The 23,966-nt window shown below is 65.1% G+C and carries 24 protein-coding genes; 16 read left to right on the top strand and 8 right to left on the bottom strand.

Annotation, left to right across the window (positions count from 1 at the left end; all coding sequences use genetic code 11):
• Positions 1–910: 910 nt before the first annotated feature.
• Positions 911–1,054 (bottom strand): hypothetical protein, encoded by a 144-nt coding sequence (locus QN239_RS33500; protein WP_499017655.1) that lies wholly within the window; start codon positions 1,052–1,054, stop codon positions 911–913.
• A gap of 3 nt (positions 1,055–1,057) precedes the next feature.
• On the opposite strand from QN239_RS33500, the gene QN239_RS33495 reads away from it, so the two are divergent.
• Positions 1,058–1,315, top strand: a complete 258-nt coding sequence (locus tag QN239_RS33495) for a hypothetical protein (RefSeq protein ID WP_499017653.1) — start codon at positions 1,058–1,060, stop codon at positions 1,313–1,315.
• Between the two features lie 616 nt (positions 1,316–1,931).
• Here QN239_RS33495 and QN239_RS33490 read toward each other — a convergent pair.
• Positions 1,932–2,171: a hypothetical protein gene (locus QN239_RS33490; RefSeq protein WP_499017651.1), complete on the bottom strand. Its 240-nt coding sequence runs from the start codon at positions 2,169–2,171 to the stop codon at positions 1,932–1,934.
• 216 nt (positions 2,172–2,387) lie between these two features.
• Between QN239_RS33490 and QN239_RS33485 the strand changes: the two genes are divergently transcribed.
• From QN239_RS33485 to QN239_RS33475, 3 genes are all read left to right on the top strand, one after another.
• The gene (locus QN239_RS33485) at positions 2,388–2,960 is read left to right on the top strand and encodes a helix-turn-helix domain-containing protein (protein WP_499017649.1); all 573 of its coding nucleotides are present in this window, start codon (positions 2,388–2,390) and stop codon (positions 2,958–2,960) included.
• Between the two features lie 912 nt (positions 2,961–3,872).
• Positions 3,873–4,811, top strand: coding sequence for a ParA family protein (locus QN239_RS33480; protein WP_499017647.1), 939 nt, complete (start codon positions 3,873–3,875; stop codon positions 4,809–4,811).
• Positions 4,808–5,545, top strand: a complete 738-nt coding sequence (locus QN239_RS33475; RefSeq protein WP_499017645.1) for a hypothetical protein — start codon at positions 4,808–4,810, stop codon at positions 5,543–5,545. The genes QN239_RS33480 and QN239_RS33475 overlap by 4 nt, the downstream gene beginning before the upstream one ends.
• Positions 5,546–5,758: 213 nt before the next feature.
• Here the strand turns inward: QN239_RS33475 and QN239_RS33470 are convergent, their stop codons facing one another.
• Positions 5,759–6,625, bottom strand: a complete 867-nt coding sequence (locus QN239_RS33470) for a hypothetical protein (protein WP_499017643.1) — start codon at positions 6,623–6,625, stop codon at positions 5,759–5,761.
• A gap of 2,589 nt (positions 6,626–9,214) precedes the next feature.
• Here QN239_RS33470 and QN239_RS33465 point away from each other — a divergent pair.
• Together QN239_RS33465 and QN239_RS33460 are read left to right on the top strand one after the other, a co-directional pair.
• Positions 9,215–9,727: a helix-turn-helix transcriptional regulator gene (locus QN239_RS33465; protein WP_499017641.1), complete on the top strand. Its 513-nt coding sequence runs from the start codon at positions 9,215–9,217 to the stop codon at positions 9,725–9,727.
• A gap of 440 nt (positions 9,728–10,167) precedes the next feature.
• A complete protein-coding gene (locus QN239_RS33460) occupies positions 10,168–10,491 on the top strand; it encodes a hypothetical protein (protein WP_499017639.1) in 324 nt (107 codons plus the stop codon).
• A 233-nt stretch (positions 10,492–10,724) separates the two neighbouring features.
• Here QN239_RS33460 and QN239_RS33455 read toward each other — a convergent pair whose 3' ends face one another.
• The 3 genes from QN239_RS33455 to QN239_RS33445 form a co-directional block, all read right to left on the bottom strand.
• Positions 10,725–11,030 carry a hypothetical protein gene (locus QN239_RS33455; RefSeq protein WP_499017637.1) on the bottom strand — a complete coding sequence of 102 codons (306 nt, stop codon included), beginning with the start codon at positions 11,028–11,030 and terminating at the stop codon, positions 10,725–10,727.
• Between the two features lie 91 nt (positions 11,031–11,121).
• Positions 11,122–11,322 carry a hypothetical protein gene (locus QN239_RS33450; RefSeq protein WP_499017636.1) on the bottom strand — a complete coding sequence of 67 codons (201 nt, stop codon included), beginning with the start codon at positions 11,320–11,322 and terminating at the stop codon, positions 11,122–11,124.
• Between the two features lie 34 nt (positions 11,323–11,356).
• The gene (locus QN239_RS33445) at positions 11,357–11,671 is read right to left on the bottom strand and encodes a hypothetical protein (RefSeq protein ID WP_499017634.1); all 315 of its coding nucleotides are present in this window, start codon (positions 11,669–11,671) and stop codon (positions 11,357–11,359) included.
• A 90-nt stretch (positions 11,672–11,761) separates the two neighbouring features.
• Between QN239_RS33445 and QN239_RS33440 the strand changes: the two genes are divergently transcribed.
• Complete coding sequence (locus tag QN239_RS33440; protein ID WP_499017632.1) at positions 11,762–11,965, top strand: hypothetical protein; 204 nt, start codon at positions 11,762–11,764, stop codon at positions 11,963–11,965.
• A gap of 96 nt (positions 11,966–12,061) precedes the next feature.
• Here QN239_RS33440 and QN239_RS33435 read toward each other — a convergent pair whose 3' ends face one another.
• Positions 12,062–12,742, bottom strand: a complete 681-nt coding sequence (locus QN239_RS33435) for a hypothetical protein (protein WP_499017630.1) — start codon at positions 12,740–12,742, stop codon at positions 12,062–12,064.
• Positions 12,743–12,823: 81 nt separating this feature from the next.
• Between QN239_RS33435 and QN239_RS33430 the strand changes: the two genes are divergently transcribed.
• Positions 12,824–13,132: a hypothetical protein gene (locus QN239_RS33430; protein WP_499017629.1), complete on the top strand. Its 309-nt coding sequence runs from the start codon at positions 12,824–12,826 to the stop codon at positions 13,130–13,132.
• A gap of 191 nt (positions 13,133–13,323) precedes the next feature.
• Here the strand turns inward: QN239_RS33430 and QN239_RS33425 are convergent, their stop codons facing one another.
• Complete coding sequence (locus tag QN239_RS33425) at positions 13,324–14,169, bottom strand: hypothetical protein (RefSeq protein WP_499017628.1); 846 nt, start codon at positions 14,167–14,169, stop codon at positions 13,324–13,326.
• 770 nt (positions 14,170–14,939) lie between these two features.
• On the opposite strand from QN239_RS33425, the gene QN239_RS33420 reads away from it, so the two are divergent.
• The 8 genes from QN239_RS33420 (at position 14,940) to QN239_RS33385 (ending at position 23,966) form a co-directional block, all read left to right on the top strand.
• Positions 14,940–15,182, top strand: coding sequence for a hypothetical protein (locus QN239_RS33420; RefSeq protein ID WP_499017626.1), 243 nt, complete (start codon positions 14,940–14,942; stop codon positions 15,180–15,182).
• Positions 15,183–15,188: 6 nt separating this feature from the next.
• Positions 15,189–16,157, top strand: coding sequence for a conjugal transfer protein (locus tag QN239_RS33415; protein ID WP_499017624.1), 969 nt, complete (start codon positions 15,189–15,191; stop codon positions 16,155–16,157).
• 40 nt (positions 16,158–16,197) lie between these two features.
• On the top strand, positions 16,198–16,515 hold the full coding sequence (locus QN239_RS33410; RefSeq protein WP_499017622.1) for a hypothetical protein: 318 nt from the start codon (positions 16,198–16,200) through the stop codon (positions 16,513–16,515).
• Positions 16,516–16,643: 128 nt separating this feature from the next.
• Complete coding sequence (locus QN239_RS33405) at positions 16,644–16,919, top strand: hypothetical protein (protein ID WP_499017620.1); 276 nt, start codon at positions 16,644–16,646, stop codon at positions 16,917–16,919.
• A gap of 45 nt (positions 16,920–16,964) precedes the next feature.
• On the top strand, positions 16,965–19,409 hold the full coding sequence (locus tag QN239_RS33400) for an ATP-binding protein (RefSeq protein WP_499017618.1): 2,445 nt from the start codon (positions 16,965–16,967) through the stop codon (positions 19,407–19,409).
• Positions 19,409–21,601 carry a hypothetical protein gene (locus QN239_RS33395; protein ID WP_499017616.1) on the top strand — a complete coding sequence of 731 codons (2,193 nt, stop codon included), beginning with the start codon at positions 19,409–19,411 and terminating at the stop codon, positions 21,599–21,601. The genes QN239_RS33400 and QN239_RS33395 overlap by 1 nt, the downstream gene beginning before the upstream one ends.
• Positions 21,598–22,587 carry an NlpC/P60 family protein gene (locus QN239_RS33390; RefSeq protein WP_499017614.1) on the top strand — a complete coding sequence of 330 codons (990 nt, stop codon included), beginning with the start codon at positions 21,598–21,600 and terminating at the stop codon, positions 22,585–22,587. Before QN239_RS33395 ends, QN239_RS33390 begins: the two co-directional genes overlap by 4 nt.
• A complete protein-coding gene (locus tag QN239_RS33385; protein ID WP_499017612.1) occupies positions 22,584–23,966 on the top strand; it encodes a DUF4226 domain-containing protein in 1,383 nt (460 codons plus the stop codon). The genes QN239_RS33390 and QN239_RS33385 overlap by 4 nt, the downstream gene beginning before the upstream one ends.

Below are 23,966 nucleotides of genomic sequence, written 5' to 3'. Positions count from 1 at the left end.
CGCGAGCTTCTGGACTGCTAGCGGGCGCGGCGCGGAGCGTCCGCGCTGCGCCGGTTTGGTTGTCGAGGAATTCTTCGTCGGCGGCCGTGTGCGGCCGCTTGGTGATTTTTTACCAACAGGACCTAACCGCCTATCACTACGTGATGGCGGTAGGCGGCAAACGCCCGCGTTATCCACAGGTTCCCGCCTGCTCACGAGATGCCATACCGAGGCTCGTCTGCCGTATCCGGGTGTGGCCGTGGACCCCGTGCCGCGGCGCGCTTCGACGGCCAACTGTGCTTGGCGTAGCACACCGCGCACTGTTCGCACGGTGCGAACCGAGCAGTTAGCTGCTTGCGCTGCAGCGGCATTGGTAAGCGCACAGTTGCGCCCGGTTCGGTGGTCGGCGCGCGCGGCCAGTGCCGCGGCTACGCGCAGCACCATGGCGTGGCTGATGTTGACCTTGGCCCGTTCAGCTCGACCGGTGTCACCGTCCGACCAGGCGGCGAGTTCGTCGAGCCAGCCCTCGCGGCTAGTCCACATCGGCAAGCTCGTCGGCGATGCGCCTGCGCCAACAATCCACGTGCGACGCGCGCGCCGGAACTGGGCGCGAGCAACTCTCGACGGCGAGCCGTCGAGAGAAGAAATATCACGATTTAGCTCACGGAATAGCGCGTCATCTGGCCCTGCAGATGGGTATGCGCTACCGTGGCACCTGTCGGCCTTCAAAATCGACAGATCCCTTCAGGGATTGGGTGAGAACCCACCGAACCGAGCGCCAACTCGGTTCGAAAACTTCAGACGAAGCCCTCGGTTCCCGCCGGGGGCTTCGTGTTTCAGAAGCCGGTAGATCTCACCTGCTATTCAGATGTCAGGTCACAACTCGGTGATTGGACCCTCGTATGGGATCCATCCCCGTGGAGTTGCGTGGTCACATCGCCAGCGGCAACCCCTCCCCCAGCGGCAGCTCATGCTTGCGGTCAAGTTCGACAACGAGTTCGGGGCAGCCGACGTGAAGAGCCAGCACGTCGGCGACGTACTGGCTCACAGAGGAGACGCCGCTCTCACTCTTCAAGCGGTGAATGTCGTTCCACACTGGTCGGTAGAGGCGTGTCTGCACCAGCGGGCGGGCAGCGCCAGCCGTTGCGCCCACCGGTCGTGCTGGCGGATCGACGAATGGCAACTCATCGGTGCGACCCAGTTCGACCGCAAGATGTGGTTGGCCGACGTGCACAGCGAGCACGTCGGCGATGTACTGACTGAGCGAGGAGATTCGGAGCCTGCGTCGACGCTGGTCCACCCGCCCGGCCACGTCGGGGTGCGGGCGCGTCTGTAGGAGAAGCCGATCTCCCTTGTGTTTACGACCCATGGCGCTCAACCTTCTCATCTGTATCGGGGAATCTGATTCGACACGCCGACGCAATTTATAACATGGCGGACGAACAGAGCGTTTCCCGCATATTAAGGGCTTTTCCGGTCTAACGGCTGCCCTCCGGCGGTGTTTTTACCGCTACTGGTAGATATTGGACGGCCTGTGGAGCGGTCTGGCCGGTCTAGCGGTGCACCTCCTCCGAGCGCTTGCCGCGTCCTCCTACAACGCAAGTACCGCGACCTGGCACCAATTCCGTCAGGGGCAGGCCGACCGTGTCTGGGCAGCCTTCAGCGCCGAATGTGTTCAGGCGGGGTCTTACCAACGGCGCCCGGAAGGCGGCTGGACCGGATGTTCCCAGCGGCCGGCGGTCCTATGGCTATCTGAGGATGCCGGTGTGCAGCGGCATCGGAGGGAGCTGGTTATAGCGTGAAGCGGCGGCCGCGTTCCCGCGGTGTGAATCCCATTCGACCTCCCGAATCCGATTTACTTATCCGGGCGGAATCGTCGCACGCCAATGCGCGGTTAATCGCGCAACACGCCGCGCGATTAACCGCGGATTCTGGATCCGCCTACGAGCGGATCAGCTGGCCAACTCCTTCGTCGAATCGAGCTCCTTGAGCGCTTCGGCCAAGTCGCGCTCCACGCGATCCAGGATCAACTGCTGTGCGTTCTTAAAGCCCAGTCGCACGGCGTACGCATTGAGGGCCTGAACCTGATCCGAAGTTTCGAACCGGACGCCGACCAACCCATTGAGCCGGCGCTTGTTCGTTCCGCTGCGACCCTGCTTGGTAGAACCGGCGCCGTTCGATGTGTTCGCCATGCGGTTCCCTCCAGTCGATGCAGCCTACGAACTGCGCAGATGTACCAATAGATACCTTGAGTAGAGGGTAAAGCGCACGATCGCGCAGTCAACGGATTGAAGACGGCGTGTTGGAGCATTAATGGCACATCACTGCACGTAAACGACGTCATCACCAACGCCCCCGTCGCGTTATGATGAGACACCGCCGACCCCACTCCCCCGCCGGATGTGCCAATGACCATCGAGATCCGCCCCGAACAGGGCCGCTCGGTGATGACTGCCCGCGAGGCGGCCCGGTACCTCCGAAAAGACCCGCGCACCGTCCGGCGAATGATTGAGTCAGGGCAGCTGGCGGGCTTCACGGACAACACAGGTGAGCGTCGTCGCTGGTACGTCTACACCGATCAACTCGGCCCTGACGGACCCCTCGTCGTCGAGCACAAAACTGCCGGGCGTCAGCGCACGGCAGGTGCCACCGACCTGCACGTCGAGAACGTCCGACTACGCCAGGAAAACAGCGACTTACGCGCACAACTGGCCAGCACAGAAGACGCGTATCGGACCGTACTGGCCCAACAGGCCACAATGCAGGAAGCCCTCGCCGAATACCAGCAGTCCGTCGATCAGCTGCTCGCGGGCACAAGTAGCTACCGCGACGCCGCTCAACAATTCCAGGGTGCCGCGACGAGCCTGCAGGCCAGCAACACCAAACTCACCGCCGTCCTCGGCACCTATCAGGGCGCACTGCATCAACACCTGATCCCCGGCCACGCCGGCGAGCTGTTCGCGCATCCAGAACAGCCGTAGAACTGATTTCCGGCCCCGGATGCCGCATCCCTTCCGGCTCACCCCACCCGCTGCATTGGGGCAGAAGCCCAGGCCTGGGCCCGACCTAGTCTTGAAACCAGCCGGATCAGAACCCACCCGATCTCCGTCGAGTCGACAATGCCCAGCGACTACCGCACCCACAGCAAGAAGATATACGCTCTGACCTGCTAAATACGGGTGAAAAACGGGTATAGCGCGGACTATCGCACGGTCAAGTACCCGCCCTAAGCACGGCCGATCAACGGATTTGCGTGCGGATTAAACCCGGTAGATCACCGGTTGTAAGTACGCCCATCAATACGGACGAAAAGCGGGTGTATGACGGCCAGCCGTACGGATGACCAGCGCTAAGACGCCGGTCGAATACCCGTCAAAACTACTGTGGAAGACCGCTCAAATCCCGGCCAATAAACAGGCCGAATAGCGGATATACCACGCGCGTATGCACGTCCGTTTCCCCGTGCGATTGACGAGCAAATGGCGCTCAATGACACATCCGTTGCACCGTCTGTATGCACGGACCGCCAAACGTCGGGATCACTGCCCGTGTAGACGCACTCACCGACTGCCCGGTGCCCGTCCGCCGATACCAACGGGGCACAGACCAAATCAACGCCAGAGAAGACGACCGAGGCATCGTCGGTGTGGACGAACGTTCTATCCGGCGTTGGGTAGACCGTTCGACGGGCAGTGCCCACATGCGATGGACTGGACGTGATGACCGCCGTGGTGCCGCCCGCGACCCAGGCGGGGTCCACTGGTGGATCACCGCACGGTGGCCCGCCCGAACACCAGCCGTGGGCACGTCCTCGCAGTGAGCTGTGTAACGGTTCGGATTCACGCCCGTGCGCCGCGCGGATAACCGCGCACCGTGGCGGTACGTTGCCGCGCATGACGATGAACGGACCAGCCAGGGCCATCCTCGTGGCCAACCAAAAAGGCGGGGTAGGGAAGTCGACCACCGTGGCCGCCGTCGCCGAGATGATCGCTGCCGGCGGCCGCCGAGGCTACCGGGTGCTGGTGATCGATGGCGACCAGCAGGCCAACCTCACCGTCGAAGACCTCGGCGTCGACGGCGACAACGGTCGCTCCCTTGCACAGACACTGCAATTCGGGGCCCCACTGAGCCCGGTGCGCAACGTGCGACCCAACCTCGACATCATCCCGGGCGGCGCGCAACTTGCGGTCGTCGGCGCCAGCGCTCACCTGATGTCTGAAAACGGCATCAATATGACGGCGAACCTGCGGACGCAACTGGAGGCCCTCTGCGCATCCGAGAACTACGACGTCGTCGTCATCGATTCAGGTCCGGGTGACGTGCCCCTGTTGGACACCTACCTGTCGGTCGCTAACTACCTGCTCATTCCCACCCGAGACGACCAAGCCAGCATTGGCGGCGTCGAGCGCCTGGCGAAACGCTTCTGGCGTGCGCGCAAGCGGGGTGCACTCATCGAGCTCCTCGGCGTTCTCCTCTTCGACGTCAACCCTCGCGCGACAAAGCGCAACCAGGAAGTGTTTGACCAGATCAACGAAATGCTCGAAGGCAGTGGGACCACGCCCTTCGACATCACCATTCGGTCAGCGCCGGCTGCCGCCGTCGACATGAGGAACCACCACAAGACGGCCGGCGAGCTGGTCGCATTGGCCGAAGACGATCGCCGTGAGCGGTTGTCGCGCCTCAAGGACAAGCAGACCCCCGGGCGAGGGTTGTGGACCAGCGACCCCACCGGTCTCGCTGCGGACTATCAAGAGCTGGTCCGACAGATCGTCAAGCGCCTGGGCCGGTTCGAAGCCATCGCCGCCACTCAGGCTCAGGAGCGCGTCGGATGAACCCGCAACGTCAGAAGCGCAAGCCCGTTTTCAATCCCCACGCCATCGATGACGACCTCGACGATCTGCTGCAGTCGGGCCCACCTCAACCGCCGCGGCCGCAGGTTGTTCCCTCGCCGGTAACACCCTCTACGCCAACGGAAGTCGCGACGACACCGCACTCCGATGCCAGCCGCAGCCACAATCAGCTGCCGGCACCCGCACCCGAGATCAGCAGCGCGGCGCCGGTCGAGCCGGCGTCGCCGCCGCCATCTGCTGCGGTAGCAGGGCCCCCGCCGCCCCCTCAGCGGACTCCTGAACGCTCGCCGCTGCGCAGCGTGCCGTCTTCAGCCATCGACGCGCGGACACGTCACCGGCCGCCGGAAGTGAACCTCGCCGCCGAGGTCTACGACGCGCTCTACCAACTCCAAATTGCGGAGAAGAAAGCCCGCAAAGGACTTGCGCGCCCGATGGGCACCATCGTGCTCGACGCGATCGAGAAGCACGCCTCCACGCTGCAGGGCACCTGGGCTGCAACCGAAGAGACAGTGGGGGAGGGCGGCCTGTTCGTCCGGCCGTCCACCAGCGCGGTACCACGGCGCCGCCGGCACGTTGTCGCCCCACGTACGGTCGTGCTCTCCGGAGTCAATGCCGCCAACGGTCAGCGGCTCGACGCCCTCGTCGATGCCTGGGGCGCCGGCACACGCAGCGCACTCGTCGAACAGGCCCTCCGGTACGAGTTCAACCTGACCTAACACTGTTCAGCCAGCCCTGGCGGCATATTCGTCACAGTGACGGATATGCCCTCTTGGAAGGCCGCCCGACTGCGGGCGTCGAAGGGAGGGGCTACACCGCGTGGTGTCAGCAGTCCCCTTTCGGCTGCCAGCATGCATGTCACGCGGACCGGGAAGGACATGCCGCGCGGACCGCGCGCATAGGCACATCGTGCTCACGGCGCCGCGACCCGTTTATCGCGCGCCTCGCTGCGATTCGGGGGATGGCTCCGCGTCCGCTAGATGTGGGGGAGGGGAGCAGATGAACTCCCTCAGCGTGGTACTGCGATAGGCGCGCAACTCTGCGCGGGCCCGCGCAGCCACCTCGGTCAGGTCGGACTGAGCCGCGCCCCGGCTGCCGAGCCACTGGTGATACACGCGGCTGGGCTCCAGGACCCGGCTCTGCGCTGTGGTGTACGCGGAGTTCCAGATCTGGCGATCCGCCAGGAGGCCTTCGATCGCGGGAATGAGGTTGCTGTCAAACCAGGATCCGTATTGATCGAGCATCGCCGCCGGTCGCTGCCCACTGGCCATCGCCGAGCGGAGGTCGCGCGCAGATGCGCGGAGCGCGTCTGCAGCCGCGCGGACGTGCGCGACGTCGAGATCGAATGAGACAGCAAGCCCTCCAGCTGAAAGCAATAACGCCTCGGACAGAACGCGGTGGTCGGTGTCGGTCGCGGCCCCGACCTGTGCTGGCATGCCTGGCACGTGCCGGTCCGGGTGCCTGGCAGTGACCTGAAATGTGGGTACAAACTCGTCGACGTCGAGCCCCATGATCGCCAGCTCCGTGCGACGGGCGAGGGTCGCCGCGTTATCGGCATATCCGAGAAGCGCCTCGACCGTGCGCATGAGTTCCTCGCCGGCATCCTCACAGACGTAGGAGAGCTGCAGCGCTCGGGAGTTCAGTCGATGACAGAACAGCAGAGTGGCGGAATCGGTCGCTGGCGCACCCGTTCGCAGGCGCAGGCGAAAGCCCAGGCCAGAGATGACACTCGCAGCGCCAGTCACACGTTCGGCGATCTGCCGAGTCGCAGTGAGGTCCAGCTGTAGGGTGGGGGCCATGTCACTGATCATGCCTTGTTCGGAAGGGAAACTGGCTGCTCCCAACCCTCCAACCTGCATGAATCGGCGTGCACAATGCATTCACAAACATCGCACAAAGCATCCTCGAACCAGTGACAATTGCTACATATGACCATCACATGCGACTCATGTCGTAGTCACAAATGGTGCGTATGGATGGCGCGTAACGATCACGTGTGTGTTATAGACCATTAACGCGACTTCGATGTGATCGTATCGTTGTCAACATATTGAGCTATCGATCAATCGATAGTGCATCAGCGTGACATTTCCGTGATCCTGATGCCGACATATTGAGACGCAGGCATGCCGACATCGTTGTCATCACATCCAGTCATTGATGTATCGATGACGAAGTGTCATGACCGATCACGTGCTGCTGATGCAACCCCGCACATTCCAGTCACGGAATGCTAACAATGGAGCGAGGGCGGGGAAGCTGCTGCTGCTCGCCACCACATGTCATCGTCGCCGCCGCCGCCGCCGCGACTGGGGTGGTGGGTGGGTTGCTCGTCGCTCGGGTGGGTCCTACCGGGGAGACGTTGGTCCTGGCCGCCCTCATGTTGCGTGTGTATCGGCTGGGCGACACCCGACAGGCGGTGGTGGCGGGACAAGGGTGCCGCTCATAACTGATTCACAAACCCTCAACAATCGACCATGGGCTGATATCAGGCTCACGTGAGTTACATGCCAGAGCGGGCACGGCCGATGGCGCGACCACGATGAATTCTCCGCCGAATGATCGTGAAACCATCTCACAATCGTGTCACGGTCAATGTGTGCTGTGGCGGCATTGTTACCACCGCCTAGCTGCTGAAATAGTGCGAGATGCGCTTAGCTAGACGCCAACGGCTGCGCCGTGCTGCCGCCTAAGCGCCGCGCTGGACGATCCGAGAGCCGTCGGGGGTGTCGTTGTATAGGCGGAGCCCGTTTCGGGCGCCTACGGAGCTCTCAGGGCCCTACTTTCTCCGGGCTCCGCGGCCACGCGCATGCGACACCGTCGGCGGACCGTCGAAAAGCGGCGCGCGGGATGGCGCTCAAACAGGCCTTTGACCTGCGGCGGCGGCGGCGCGGTCGTCAGCGGGGCGATCGCCGCGAGAGGATCTCGCGAATCTTGCGTCGAGCTTCCATACGCGCGGCCGATGGCGGTTCGTCCGCACGGGGTACGGCCAGCCCCGGAGGTGGCTCTGCCCGGTGGTCGTCGCGCGAAGCGACCGGCATTGATCTGGCGGATTCCGGCCGGGCGGGGAGGTGGCGCAGCCGGTGGGCGAGGAAGGGGCCAGGTCGTGCAATGTGATCGGGCCAGGTGAGGCCGCGAATCTTCATGTCGATGTTGAGGGCCTCGACGAGTCGGGGGCCGGTCCAGGCAGGGAGATCGAGGTGGCTGGCCTGCAGAACGTCACAGAGTTGGCCTGCCACGTGGTGGCCTGTCCGTGCACCGAGGCCCGTGGCGTTCGACGCCAGCCAGCCTGCGAGCCGCTGGGTGTGCAGCGGCCGCGGTGCGGTCGGCCGTTTCGGCCGCCGCGAATGCGCCTTTTTCGGGGATGAATCTCTCGGCGAGGCGCCGTGCGCCTCGTTTGGGGGAGTGGAACCTACAAGTACAGACCCCGTAACCCTCCGGGAACGGGGTAGGTCGCAAATTTGGGGTTTATCCACAGGCGTGCGCCGCGACGTCAAGTGCCACACCGACGGCCGACGCCGGTGAACCGGGGTTATCGCCGAGCCTGTGCCACGGCGCACTTCAACGGCGAACTGGGCTTCGGCAAGGACTGCACGCACCGTGGTCACGGTCCGGGGGCTGCAACCTGCCGACGCGGCGACCCGGGAGTTGGTGACCGCGCAGTGTCGGCCGCTCGATCCATCGGCGAACCGCGCCAGGGCGGCGCTAACCCGGGAGAAGAGTGAGCGGGTCACGTGAACGCGCCGCAGGACCTGTTGACCTGTGGCGCCGGCGGCCCAAGAGGCGACTTCGCAAGTCCAGGATGTGCGCGAGGTCCACATCGGCGTAGTGGCAGGTACGGCGCCCGCGGTAACGATCCAGTCCCGCCGCTGCGCCCGGTAGGTGGCTTGGACGACTCGAGTCGACGTCGGTCCATCAGCCTGCGTGGCGAAGCTGAATCCGTGACCGTCTCGTGACGGCGCGGACATGGTTTCGTCGCACAGAACGTTTGCCAAACGTGCTGGTCGCACGCTAAAATGGCGGTGTCGCCAAGACATCCGCTTCCCTTCGGGGGAGCCCGCCGGTTGGTAGTGCCAGCTACCAGCCGGTTTTTGGTTTTATGGGTGTTCTATTCAGTTGGCCGGGCACTGCCAGGTGCCCGATGAGCGCAAATCGTGCCACGCTTTACCGCCACAGGCAATGTTTGCGTATGCAACACCAGCGGCGCGGACCCCAGGCCGCGACCGAATCTGATGTGCCTGACCAGGACTTTTTTATTGCCGTGACAGAAGTGAAATCGCCCCGCTCCGGCGTGTTGCGCCGCGTCGGCTCCTGTGTCGGGAACATTTGGCCGGTTATAGTTCAAGGGCCATCGCTGAGATCATCGGGTCAGGAAGGGAGGCGCACTCATGCGTTCCACGCCGGCAGCCATGCCCGGGGTCTTCAAGTACCGCAGGATGCTGGACCTCGCCAAGAAGCAGGGACTGAGTAACCGTTCACTGGCCGCGGCAGTCCACGTCAACCAGGGCACCGTCACCCGCTGGGCAAAGGGCGAGGCAGCGCCGTCGCCGAGATTCATCGCGCGCCTGGCTCAGGTGCTCGACGTTGATCCCAGCGAGCTCTACGTCGTCACCGAAACTGCCCGTAACCTCGCCTACTACCGCGTCCTGGCTGGCTTCAGCCTCGCCCAGCTGGCGCCGCTGATTGGGACTAGCCCCGTGCACCTGGGTCGCATGGAAGCCGGTCGCAGCTCCATCCCCCCGCAGGTACGCGACAAGCTCATGGAGTACCTCAACCTCGATGAGGAGCGGCTGGCAAAGGCCGTTCGACGGTCGCAGACGAACCGGCGCCGTCCGGTGGCCCGGCCCTACGAGCTGCTACCCATTGCCACGCCGGCGACCCACCAGCTCATCGGCGCCTAACGGGCGAACGCCTCACCACCGGCCGCGGCGAGACAACCTCTCGCCGCGGTCTTTCGGTGCGCGCACGCTGAGCTACTCGCCCGGCTAAGACCTGATGCTCGGGCGGGCCTCGATCATCGCCGTGTCATTCCCGGCGACGGGATTCCCCATTGGCGGTGAACTCTGGAGGACCCGTCTCGCACACTCGAACACATGTACGATAAGTGGCGTGGAGCTGCGGCGGACCCACCACGGCTGGGCCGAACCTCAACCCACCCACTGCAAAGCCTGCGGAGCCGCCCTCGGGCCCAACCGCGTGCTGGTGGGCACGGTGCAATGCGCAGCATGCCCGACGTCGCACAGAACGCACACCTGCACCACATGCTGGTCGACCAGCTACACACCACCCCCAACCGAGCGATGCGACCTGCGCGCCCTGGGCAACAGGGAAGGAGTCGACGGTGGCTGACAATTGGCCAGAGACCGAACACCCGGTGGTGTTCCACCTCGACCGGCCAGTCATGGTTGACATGACGCGCGTATTTCCCGGCTTGGGTAGCCTCGCCCGACGCCAAGATGAGCTGCCACTGTGGGTGCGCTCCTTCGGGTTGCGCCTGGATGCGTGGATGCCCGCCCGTCAGACGGCCTGGGTCAGGCGCAGCGACGGGGGCTGGTTGGCCGTGTTGCAGTGCACGGCCACCAGCACCAACGGTCATACAAAGCTGACCATGAGCCTCTGGCTGGAGCCGGAGGCCATCACCACTGATCTCATGGCTGGCCGTTGATCTCAGCCCAAATCCTTCATTCCTCAGCAGGGTTATCAGCGTCCGGCGGCCGGCTCGAAGCTCCGGTTCCGCGGAGTCAACCTCACGGCCACGTTTCGGCGGACCTCGTCAATCATCGATATCGGGACGGCCGTGGTGTTCAACAGGATTGGCCCCTCATCCGCGAAGTGCGGCGCAAGTCAACAGTTGCCCGACGGCGGCCAGAGTGGTGTGACCAACGCTGTCCCGTGTGGTTAGTGGGTTGCTGGCGGGTCGTCGAAGGTAACCACCCATACCGGCAGTCTCAGTGCGCGCAGAGGCCAATCGTGCTCGTAGATTTCGATGCTGATGGGCCTGAGGACTCGCCCACGGTCGTCTTCTGTTTCAAGAACTCCGGCTTGCCGCTCATCTAGGTCGTTCCAGATCACTACCGTTCCGTCGGGCATGGCCGCTACCTGCTCCAGGGTGGACAACCGATGCCAGCCCGTCGGATCGCCGGTGAACACCTGTGCGTCCAGTAGGGGTTCGGGCAGGGTGTCCTCGCGGTGGGCATCGGTCACCTCGCTCGCCGAGGATGACCCAGGCATCCCATCTGGATATGTCATGGCCTACCTACCTCACGCCTTGCCTTCGCGCGTGCTCGCGGGGGAGTCAGTATGGTCTGTGCTCGGCGACATAGGCCGCCGCCGGCGAGGTCTCGCCGTCTGGGTAGTGGTGGACGGTTCGCCGATCCTGTTCGCGAGCCTCGGACACGGCTGCAGCGTTCGGCCAGAACGTGTGGTCGGTGTCGGCGTGCGCGACGCGGCCGCAGACAAAGCAATTCTGTGGCGCGAGATGTGCGGGTGTCGTCATGGCCTTGATCGAAGACTCAGGGCACTGTGGGTGCTCATCGGGACGCCTCAGCAATAAGGTCGACGGTCCGGGCGGACTTGTCCCGTCCGTCGATCACCGCCCCTATGACCGACGAGCGATCACGCGCGGCCCGGTCAGCCACGGCGCCGCGGTAAGCCCACGCCGAAAGCACTTGGCCGGCCTCGCCGAGGCGGACATTGAAGACGTTGTCCCCCTTAGTCCATACGCGCTCTCTGGACGGGATGTCGATCGCGCGGTAGTCGACCTCGACCCAGCCGTAGAGCGACGCGGCGGCCACAACGCGTTCCTGCCCTGAGCCGCGCTCGGTGTCGCGCTTCGTGACGTTCATCGGTCCCTCCATATCCCTCGGGCCTGGTGGCTAGCCACCACATTACGGCGGTCGTTGTCAGGTGGCAAGCCACCGTGCGATGATCTCGCTATGCCGTCCCAGCACCGCTACCCGGCGATTACGCCGCGCCCCGATCCGGAGTTGCGCGAGCGCGCCAAGCAGGCCGTGGCCGAAGTGGACTCGACCCTCAACGGACACATCATTGCCTTCCTTCGCTGGCTGGTGGGAGACACCGACGAGCTGCCCCGGCGCCCCGGCCAACGCGTGCCCGATGGGCCGACTACGCCTACGTAGTCGACAACCGCGGTCAAGACTGCGGCCACAGCGATCTGCACCGCAACCACCGACGTACGCGAGGTGGTGCTACGCCGGGCGCGGCCGCGAGAACCGTCACGCAGCGCGGTGCCCGATGATGCTGATCGATGACACCGCGAAGTCTTTGAGATCGCCCGTCTTTGGTGTGTCCGAGACGATGACACCGCCTTGGCCGGGAACGTTGCGGGTGTCGGCTACCGGACCGGTGGGGGTGCCGAACTCGGTGATCGTGATGGTCATCGCCGATGCCAAGACGGGCGGCTGAACGGGCGTGACCACCTCATCGCGGATGTTGTTGGTCTGCTGGGTCAGGCGCGTCTCGTCGGGATCATTGAACTGGTACTCCACCGTCGCGGCGGTCTTGTGCTTGAGCCACTCATCGGAACCATCCGGGTTTACCCGATTCCATCCGGGCACGATCGAGACGCCGGTGACGACGTACCAATTGTCGAATTCGACGCGCAGAACCGTGCCCGGAACACCGTAGGCCGGTACGCACATCCACGCGGTGTTGACGTCGTTGTCGAACGCTTGCATCGGATCAGTCGACCCAGCGGTGCAGCGGCTGTCCGCACGCTTGATACCAATGGGACCGTCAGCTCCGGCACCGGCGACGGGGCTTCCCGGAGCAGGAGAGGACGGCGGCGATTGGGTCATCGTGGGCACCGTGTACGCCGGAGTCGTGGCCGCTGTGGACGATGACTTGTCGTCGCCGCCGCCGGGCAGGACCAGGACCACGACGACTAGAACTATCACGACGGCAGCTGCGATCGCGCCCACACGGTGCGAGCGCCGACGCCCGTCGAACCACCCGAGACGCCACCACGGGCCGCCGCTGTGCGCGCCCAAAACATCGACGACATCGGCACCGCGATCATCAACGACGTCGGGCTCGGTGACGTCATCGTCGTCACGGTGTACGTACGCTCCGCGGCCAGTCCCAGCGAGCAGAGCATGATCCGGAGGCCCGGTCATCACACGGCCGAGCTCGTCGAGGTCTGCGCGTTCTTCATCGGTCAGGGCGCGATCACTGCGGTCGACCGGGTCATAGGAGGAGGGTCCATCGAACTCGGCAGCCGCGTCACCATCGCCGTCGCCGTCATCGCCGCTGGGCATCCACTCGCCGTAACCCTCGTCAGAATTTGACGCGAACTCCGCACTCACTGGCTCGAATAGATCGGGATCGGCCGTCAAACCATCGGCGATCGCATCGGCATGCTGGTGGTACAGATCGGACATGTCGACATCACTTTCCGAGGAGGGCATCGGGCGCCGCTCTGAGTCGCGAGCATTACCGCTATTGGTAAATTTTATCCCGCCCGGGCCGGCGGAGGCGCTCACGCGGCGGCACCATTCTTGCCAACAGCTGCGGGTCGACTGGTTCCGTCTCGAAGTGCCCACCGCGCGTCAACGCACGCACGGTAAAGGTCCTCGGAATCAGAGGCGACAGCGTCCCGGAGCCGCGCCATCGCACGGCGAAGACGGGACTCGAGTTTGTTCTCGGTGACACCCATGATGGCCGCCACTTCGCGCACCGGACGGGCGCTGCTGCCGCCGTAGCGCAGGACCAACGCGCGGTGATCCTGCTCGACAATCACGCCGCGCTCCAGTGCCCAATTCATCACCGCATCGGCGGTCACATAACTGTCGGCATCGGCGTGGACATCAGCGCCGGCGACGTCGTCGAAGGATGCCTCCTCGGTATCGCAGAGCGGAGCTTCGTGGAGCTTGGTGACCGTTCGTAATGTCACCCAGTACAACTGCGCGTCGGCGTACTCGTGGCTTGGCTTCACGGCCGGCAAGGCGTGAGTCAGGAACGCGTCCACGGTGACCTGAAACTTCTCCTTGGCGGTGTCACCGGGGGCATGGCGGGCAACCGATGCCAGCATCACCGTCTTGGCGCCAAGGAGCAGTGTCGACGCCAGAGTGACACCGCGGCGGAACTCACTCAGTAGAAGAGCCGTCGATTCGGCATCACGGCCAGCGAGCGCCTCGAAGAGTTGCTCGACGGTCGAGGCGTTCGTGACGCGTAGCCACGCAGACACGTGCGCGTGGTGTGAACGCATGCCCGCGCAGCGCAGCGCGTAGTCGCGGAGCGCAGCGGCGGGTCGCCGGAACTCAGATGCCGGGCGCTGATGCGCGCCACCATCAGGGCGGGGGAGGGATAGGGGCTGAGTGGTCATGGCCGGTCTCCTGGAGGAGTCGTGGGCGCCAGTGCGGCGCAGCTGATGACCTCAGCCTCGGAACGGGTTGTGAGCTAACCGTCAGCGACGACGTGACGGACCCCGTGAGAGCGTGCCGAAACCTCCTTTCACGACTGTGATCTGTGACTCAATATGAGTCATCACACGCCTGCGACCTGCGCGCAAGCATTGCCTGAGGGGTGTGCAACCACCAGATTCGGTTTTCACGCGACGGAAAAAGCGCAGCCCGCCTCTCACGCGCACAGCACACTGATGAGGCGTGTGCGCGGGATGTGCGCGGCCGCCGGCGCTCGATGTGCGCCTGGGCATGCGCGAGATGTGCGCGGACCGTGCGCGGTGCCGCCGATAGCTGATCACGCGCCCTGTGCGCGGGCCGTGAGCGAGTGCGCACATTTCATGTGCGCAACCTGCGCAGACGCTATTGGCGGGGATTGTGAGGTCACATTCACACGGTTGACCTGCGAAAATAGCGCCAGCAAAGTACGATCGGGAGAGTAACGCTGACCTTATCGCTCCGCTGCACGGCCAGCGTACCCCCCCTGTCAAGGGGGGTATAGCAAATCAGATACTTGTAGACAGTTGTCTGGACACGCGTCCAGGGGACGCGCTATCGGCGATAGCGGTTAGCTGCCCAACCGCCCACCTCAAAATCGATTGGCGCACGCGCGACGGAAACGGGACTTCTGGCCGGTACTTCAAGGGATAGAGGCGGCATTCAGGCCGCCCCCTCCTAAGAAGGACTCACCACCATGGCGCCCTCCGCATCAGCCCAGTCGCGCAACCTCGACATCAGCCCAGCCATCGCGGCGGCGCGCATCTACGCGCGCGAAGTGAAGATCGCCTGCGACGAACTCCACGACGATCCCTTCGACCTCAACGCGCGCGCCGCGCTACTGAAACTGATCGTCGATGACAGCCCCGAAGCCGACGCCTCATTCACCTCATTCACCCGTGCGCTCACCGAGAACGGCGCAGGGACTGTGGGAGACTGATTTACCGTGACAGGTAAACTTCCCGCCCAAAGGAAGCGCTTCGACGAGCTCGTGAAGCCCGTCGACAAACAGCTCCTCGCACACCGCGCCATGAACACCCTCGGCATCATCGGCGGACTCTTCGCGATCATCACCTTGCTTTCGACGCTGTGGACCGACCCCGATCACGCTGACCCCACACCCGGCAACAACTCGATCCCGGCATCAACCTTGGTGACTGGATTCGCCCGCGACTACGTCACCACCTACCTCACCGCCAAGGCCGGCGACGAAGAGAAACTCGCGCGCTACGTCACCGCCAAGGACGTCAAACTTCCCCCGGTCGCCGGCGAATTCACCGACACCGATATCGCCTTCGCCAAGCAGATCACCACAACCGACGATGGCGTCGCTATCTGGACGGTGACTGTGTCCGGACTCGTCAACGGCGCCACCGCCGCTACACCCCAGCGCACCTACTACCGCGTGCCCATCACGGTCCTCGACGGTGCGCCGCGCGCAACGGCGCTGCCCATGCAAGTGGCGGGACCGGGGGTCGGCGTGGACTTCCGCCTGGGCTACCGCAACACGGTGTCCATGGATTCGCCGCTGGGGTCCGCCGCCGCCGGATTCGTCCGGTCCTACCTCACCGGCGGCGCCGACTTCAACCGCTACGTCACTTCGGACTCGACTGACAAACCGATCCAGCCCGCGCCATACGCGAAGGTCGACACCATCACGATCCAGGCCAACGTCAACGACGACGGCAAAACAGCCAACGCCGCCGAGGTGTACATCACCGTCGCCGCCCGCACGAAGAACTACACACTCACTCAGCTGGCCTACCCGCTGTCGTTGCGATCCGTCGAAGGGCAATGGCAGGTCGTCTCCATCGCTGCCGTGCCGCTACTGCAGACCCGCCCCGAGGACCCCAGCCAGGGCAGTCCGACCACCACCACATCGACGACGCCACCGCCACCACCCACCCGCGGCTGATAGCGCCACACCCAACCATTTCGAAAGGAACGCCAGAGCCATGACCGACATAGAGGTACTGCTCAACAATTTTCAAGTATTGGCCGTCCGAGCGGGATCCTCCCTACTCGGCATCTGGGCGGTCTACTACTTCTTCCGCAACCTGTTCGGCGAGGCCGGTCGCAACCCCGTCAAGATCGTCGTGTCGATCATCTGCATCGCGGGTGCCGCCGCCGCCTTCACCCTGATTCCGAGGGCGATCAGCACAGGTAGCAATACCGGTGAGCAGGTCGGCGGAGGCGGTGGGTATTCGATGCCAGCGCCCGTGGGACTTCAGGGGCAATCTGCCGATCCGATCTCTGCTCCGGAGGCGGCATGAGTGACATCCGGTGGGTGCGCGTGGCGACGTCTGGCCGACGCTTCCGCACCTATGTTGGCCGCCTTCCTGGGGGCCGCAGGATCCCTGGGGGAGCGCGCCCCATTGAACAGGTCGTCGGATTCACCGCCGTGCTGATCGCCGCGGTTTTCGCCACGCGCCTCCTACCGTTCAACGCGGTCGCCGTCTTCGGAACCGGACTGCTCCTAGCGATCGCCGTCACCGCCGGGCTGAGCTTCATCAAGTACGACGGCGTGCCTGTACTCGGCAAGACCGCGCGCACCGCCGGCTTGATCCTCGATCGCAAGCCGACCGTGATCGCGCGGGAAGAGTTGGGCCGCCAGTCCGCCGCTAACCCCCACGCCTTCGTCGTCGACGAAATCCCGGTCGACACCGAAGCGGACTGACCTACCCCCAACATCTCCTTCTATGCGAGAGGACTGCAGCGCACCGTGAAGCTCCGACAGCCAACCGCCGCTCGCCGCCGCCACCTCCAGTGGACCCACCATGGCGCTGTCTTCGCGACCTATTTCGTTGAGGCACTCGACTACGGCTTGCGTCAGCCCGAGGACAAGGCCGGTGTGGCTGATGCACACGAGTCGCTGATTCTGAACTGCCCCGAGGACACGTTGCTGTTGAGCCTGCAGGCGCCCCTTGACCTCGTCGACGTCATGAACCGCTCGCTCGATCAGGTCGATCTGCAGCGGACCCCCGATTACATCAAGGAGACCCTGGACGGCTATCGACGCATTGCCGAGATCGCCCCTTTGACCCGGATCTACACGATCACATTCCCAATCGGGAAGAGCCAGCTCAACGGTGAGCCTTCCGCGCGGGAGGTCGCAACGCAGATGGCCGCAGCCGACGAACTGTTGAGAATGGTCGACCCCGAAGCCAACTTCAAGCTGCAGCCCGTCCCCGAGGGGCTATTGCCGTTCATCTGGAACCACAACCTCATGCGTGGGTCAGCCCTCGAACACGCCCCCCACAACCCGGCGAGCGCTTCGCCGAGCACTGCGCCGCCGGTCACTCCGTTCTTCCAGCCCGGTGTGCTCGACGAGGGGGCCCGCACGGAGAAGTCCTTCAGGCGCAGCTTCGACCCCATGCTTAAAGCGATGGTTCGGCTCGACGACGGCCACGTCATCAACAGCTATCAGGCCATGCTGACGCCGATGTCGTTTCCGCCGTCGATGGCCTTCCCGGGGCACTCCGAGTTCCTCTCCGTACTCGACGGCATCCCCGACGTCACCGTCGACTGGGCGATGCGTGTGCGACGCCGTGACCGCGAGTCGGCCACTCAACTCAACGAGAAGGTCCTCGGCAAGCTCGGCGTACAGCTCGGCGAGCGCGACACCGATATCGGCTTCCACAACCAAGAGCTACGCCGCAAGGTCGAAACGCTGGCCGCCTACAACGACAGCCTCGCCACCAACGAAAACGCCGAGGAGGTCGAATTCACCACCGTCTTGGCGGTCGGAGCCCCCACCGAGGCCGACCTCACCCGCAGCGTCGGCACTCTCAAAGCCAAGTTCCGCCGGCTCGGCATCCGCCTGGACGCCCCCCGCGGGGCCCAACGACGGTTCTGGATGATGCTCAACCCGGGAGCACCCGCCGACAGCGTCTACACCGACTACCAGCACATCACCGCCACCCCAGACTGGGCTGGCTTCGTCCCCTTCACCACCGCTCGACTGCTCGACGACACCGGACCGATCATCGGCGTCAACCTGCTCTCCGGACTCTTCGAGCCCCTGCACTTCAACTTCTTGAACAAGGTGCTCTCCGACATCAGCCCCGCCATCGCCATCGCCGGCGAACTGGGCTCGGGTAAGAGCTACTTCACCAAGACACTGATCAGCATCATCGCCGACCTACTCGGCCAGTTCCTGGTCATCGACCGCTCGCCCGGCGGCGAGTACGTACCCCTGCTCGAACTGATTCCTGGCTCGGTGCTGATCAGCCTCGACGACCCGCGCTTCACCCTGGACCCGTTGCGGATCTTCGCCGACCCCCACCGAGCCCGCAGCATCACCCTCGACACGATCCTGCCCCTGCTCAACATCCCGGTCGTTTCCGCGCCGGGCGTACTTCTCGCCGAAATCCTCCAACCCGAGTACCGCGCCGCCCACCAGCTGCGCTCGCTGGCCGACGTCCGCGACTTCCTAGCCCACGGAGCCGCCGGCAGCCAAGGCCGCGACGCCGACGACCAACACGCCCTGGTGCGCGCCATGGACGCGGTCGAAGCGCCGGTGCTCTTCGACCGCGCACTGCCGCCCATGCCTCTGACCGCCACTGCCACCGTCGTGCGCACCCACACCCTGGCGCTACCGACCGTCGATGAACTGACCCTGAGCCACGCCTACGAGAACCTGCCCTGGCGAAAGCGGTTGGGACACGCGCTTTACGAACTCGTCGGCCTGCTCGCGCGCGAACAATTTCTCAAGCCCGGACGATTCGGCGCGCTGGTGGTCGACGAGGCCTACCACTTCACCGCCACCACCGTCGGCAAGCAGATCGTCGAAGAGTTCGTCCGCGACGGAAGAAAGCACTCAGCCGGCATCATCCTCGCCTCGCACGACCCCAAGGCCGACTACGCGACCGCAGCGCACAACCTCATCCCGAACCGGTTCGCCTTCCGTCAACGCAACGCCGTCACCGCCGCCAACACTCTGGAATGGCTAGGCGTCGACATCGAGCGCGACGCCTACTTGATCAAGGCGCTCCGCGAGAACACCTCGCCACCGATTGGTCGCAAGGAAACCGTTGCTCCGAACCGCCGAGGGGAATGTTTCATCGCCGACGGGCGCGGCCGAATCGGCCGGGGAAAGATCCTCGGGCCCGCCCGCGACGACCGGGCTCGCGCCGTTTCCACCACACCGCAGCACGCGAGCATCTGATGCTTGCCGCCGCGTTCTTCCCCGGCTGGGACCCCACGATGCCCACGCTGGGCCAGCTCTTCGCCCGCGGCTGGGCGCTGTCCACGGCCACCCGGCTGCGCCGCTTCACCATGCTGCCGATCTACCTGCAGCTATGCCTGTGCGTGGTGGCTCTGCTATTCCCCGCCGAGGTGCACGCCGCCTTCGGTCCCCAAAGCCCCATGCTCTACATGCTTGACGTCACCGACTCCTACGGTGTTCCGTTGTCGCGCTACGCCATATCCACCGATTACGGATCGGTCCTCGACGGCGGATCCCAAGCTGTGCTGGCAACCCTGTTCGAAGCCGAGGCCGGTCTGTTCGTCGTGATCGGCGGCGTCGCGATCTGGTTCCTGATGTACGTCATCAGCTTCGGATTCATGCCCGACTTGGTCCAGCCGATAGCCGAGGTCGCCCAGAGCTACGCCGGTCAGATCGTGCCCGGCGTCGCAGCGATCGCCGCGGTCATCGCCGCCATCTTCGTCGCAGTCAACATCCTGCGTGGAAACCTGCCGCGTGCAGCGTCACAGGCGGCTGTGGCGGTCCTCGTCGCAATGGTCGGCGGCGCGCTCACCTACTCGCCCGTCAGTTGGGTCATCTCCGACTCCGGCCCCCTGGCCCAGGGCCGCGACGTCGCCGTCAGCCTGGGCTCCAACTCCGTGGCCGGCGCCACCGACACCAAGGACACCCTCGCCCGGCTGGAAGGGACCCTGGCCACCTCCTTCGTACGCAGACCGCTGCAGACATGGAACTTCGCTGGTCAACCCGACGCCACCCCGAGCTGCGCAGCCGCCTGGAGCAACGGCGTCAACTCCGGGGACCCCGACAACATCAAGGACGGGATCCGCAGCTGCGGTGCCCCCGATTCCGCCGTCATGAAAGCCACCGCGGACAACCCCACCCCCGGGCAGCTGGGCACCGGCGTTCCCATGCTCATGTTCGAGAGCATCTTCGCCCTGTTCTGCGCGGTGCTCGGCTTCCACATCGTGCTCGAGTTCTTCAGAGCCGTAGGCAACGCGGTACGGCTCCTCTGGGGATTCGCCGTCGGCGTGATCCCCGGGGGGCCCCAAGCATCCTTGGTCGACACCTTCGTCGCGGTGCTGTTTTCCGGTGTCGCGATGTTCGCCTACATCACCTTGACCATCTTCATCGGCGAAATCGTGACCGCCATATTCCGCAAGCAGGGCAACGGGATCGTGGCGATGCTCTCAGCCCTGATCCTGATGGTGGCCGCGATCCGGCTCATCTTCACGGTCACCAAGAAGCTCAAGCAATCCAGCGCCAACGTCGCGGCCGGAATACTCAACAGCGTCGGCGCAACCCCGCCGCCGCCGACCACGAACATCCTTCACGACAAGGCTGGCGGCTTTCTACGCGACACCAGCGTCGTCGCCCTGGGCCTCGGCTCGACCATGGTCGGCGGCGCGCTGGCTGCACGGTCACCGTCGGCCACACACGCCCTACACGTCGTAGCACCCTTCGTGCGGGGTGGGCGCAGCTCCATCGTCAGACACCTGGATCGCGGCGCCGACATCTACGAACGCAACCAGGAGCAAGCCGAACGCGCCGCCGAAAAGGCCAGGAAGCAAGCCGAAAAGGAGCAGGCCAAGCAAAACAAGGCGCAGGGGAATGGCCAGCAGCCCGCCAGCACACCACCCACGGTGAGCATGCCCGAGGCGCCCGCGTCGACGTCGCCTCCCTCGACGTCGACCCCGTCAGCACACCGCGACGCCGAGGGGACCCCGAGCCCTCAGCCGTCACGCTCAGCGCCGCCTACAACGCAGTTCAGCGCTGCACCCGACAACACGGCCACTGCTGCGGGCCAGTCCATCTCGGCAACCGACCTGCAGACCACGCCGTCGCAGGCCTTCGACAACCCCGCCCAAAGGCGCTCCGCTGCCCCAGATCTGCCGCCGGCGCCCAAGACGGGGTTAGGAGCTGCGCTTCCCGAGATACAACCGTCTGTGACCAGCAACAACGACACGTCCCCGACCGCTGGGGGCGCGCCGCTCGCGGGGCCCGCCGACGCAGGCGCCGCGCCGCCGTCGCCGTTCGAGCACGAACCCGGCCAGCATGGGCCGGTGCCTTCGACGAACCCGCCGAAGCCCCCGTCCACCGGTGCCGCACGGCCGCTGCCACCTCCTCCGCCCCGCGATGACCAGGACCGATCATGACTCAGCCGTCCCCACAACCACCCCGGCAGTCAGCGATGAAGTCGCTGCTGGGCGCAGCTGCGGTCCAGGGCGCCCGCAAAGCGGCCGCCTCCGCGGGATCCGCTGTCGTCGGCGCCCTGGGCTGGCCGGTGATCCTGGCGATCGCCGCCGTCATGGTGGCACTGGTGCTCGTCCTGCTCATCACCGCCATCGTCGCGTTGAGTCGCATGTCCGATCAGCGCGCCGACTTCAACTACCAGTGCGAATCTCGACTCGGGTACTCCGTCGGCAACACCGCGGCCTTCACGGCCGTACCCCGACTGGCCACCTCGGTGCCGTTGGAGGACACGCCGCCGGCGACGACCTGGGAGACGACCCTGCTGCAACCTGCTACCACGACACCCCCCACAACGACCACACCCACCACCACCGTGACTGCTACCCCCACGACGACCACCAGCGCAAATAGCACGTCCCCGACGAACCCGTACGCGTCGCTGACCGCCCCGCCCACCGCTGACGCCAAGACGGCGGCATGCGCCAACGCCGTCCGTACCGGCGACATCGTGGGAGCGCCCCTCAAGACACCAGGCGATGAGACCGGCCGCCGAGCCGCGGCCCTCGCCAATCAGCAGGTCGGCCTGCTGGCAACCGACTCCGATGGAAGCACCGCTGGACCGTCGAACAACGCCTTTTCGGCAGCCAACTTGATCAGATTCGCCTACTACCAGGCCACCGGGGGAGAGGTCACCTTGCCGAAGGACATCGCAGACCAGATCGACATCGGCGATCGGGTGGACCCCACCGCGATCAGCGCCGGCGACTTGGTCTTCTTCAACTTCACCCCCGACAACGGGCCCACCGCCGTCATGCTCGCCATCACACCCACCCTCGGCATCGACGCCACCACGTTGAACCAGCCCATCGCCGTCGGCGTCCTGCCGACCGGCAACGTCATCGTCAAAAGGCCACGCCTGCAAGCTGATCAGGAGGTGCCGACCCCATGAGCGAAGACCAGCTCGCCGACACCGCGGCGCCCCCGTTGCCGCCCGGGCTCGGAACCTCGACCCCGGACACAAGTCACCGCGACAACCAGCGCCGCCCGGTCCTGCCGATATTTCCGCGGGTCCCTGGCAGCCCCGCGCCGCAGCAACAGGCTGCACCGTCTACGTCCGCGTCGCCGGCTCAACAGCCAGCCGCTCCGGCGGCCAATCCCGCATCCGCTCCGACGCCAGCGACGCCCCCAGCAACCCCGGCTGCAGCAGCTCCGCCCTCTACCGCACCTGCTGCCGCACCAGCAAGTCCCGGTGCCGAGCCCGCCAGCACACCATCGGGCGAATCCGGTGACTCAGGCGGGGACAGCCCATCTGCGCCGAAGGAGGCAGCCGACGCCGCGGCCAAGTCCGCCATCAACCCCCAAGACGCGATCGGCATGCTCACGGGCCTGGCCCAACCGCTGTCCAGCCTGCCGTCGGCCCTGATGGGTATCGGCTCGGGGTTGCTGGCGCCGTTCGGGCAGATCCTCAACCAGTTCGGCCAGGGCAACCCAGCGATGCCCTCCTCCAGCGGCTTCCCCGAAGGGGTGCTCGACCGGCTCGGCAACACCGACGTCAGCAGCGGCATCACCGGAGAGGCGGGAGACGCCTACCAATCCGACGTCGACAAGCAGGCCAACCAAGCCCGCGCCATGGACAACTTGGAGCGCAAACTCCGCACCTCCCTTCAAGATTCAGCGGCCAACTCCACCATGGGCCGAGACAAGATCGAACAGATCATCAACCAGGTCAAGTCCGCGCTGCAGGCCATGGGGCCGATCGCCAACACCCCCATGGGCCAGCTCGGTGTGCTGACCACCATCGCCCAAGGCCTACAGCAGGCCGGCGCCGTCCTGAGTGACGCCGTCGGCAAGGACTCGCTCAACGCAGGCACCGTCAAGGCGATGTCGGCGGATTACCTCAAAGACCTCAACGCCGGCGGACCCGATAGCGAGGAACAGAAGCACCTCCTGGCCGCCGGCGGCCCCAAGGCATGGGCGATCAAAGCGTTGGCCGCCAACGGAATCACCGACCCCCGCGCCGTCGCGAACTGGCTGCCTGGCCTCATGACCATGGGACAACGTGAATCGGGCAACAACCCGCGGGCCATTAACGGGTCAGATTCCAACGCCGCCAGGGGAACCCCGTCCAAAGGGTGGATGCAAACCATCGAGCCAACCTTCGCCGCTCACTGGCGCCCTGGAACGTCACGTGACATCTTCGACCCCGTCGCCAATGCCGCGGCCGCCATCCACTACGTCATGACCCGCTACCAGGTATCCGCCGACGGATCAGACCTCATGCACAAAGTGCAGCAAGCCAACCCCTACGCGGCGCCGAAGGGATACTGA

The sequence above is a fragment of the Mycolicibacterium sp. Y3 genome (assembly GCF_051188035.1).
GTDB lineage: Bacteria > Actinomycetota > Actinomycetes > Mycobacteriales > Mycobacteriaceae > Mycobacterium > Mycobacterium fluoranthenivorans.
This window is presented reverse-complemented; position numbering and strand designations above follow the sequence as displayed.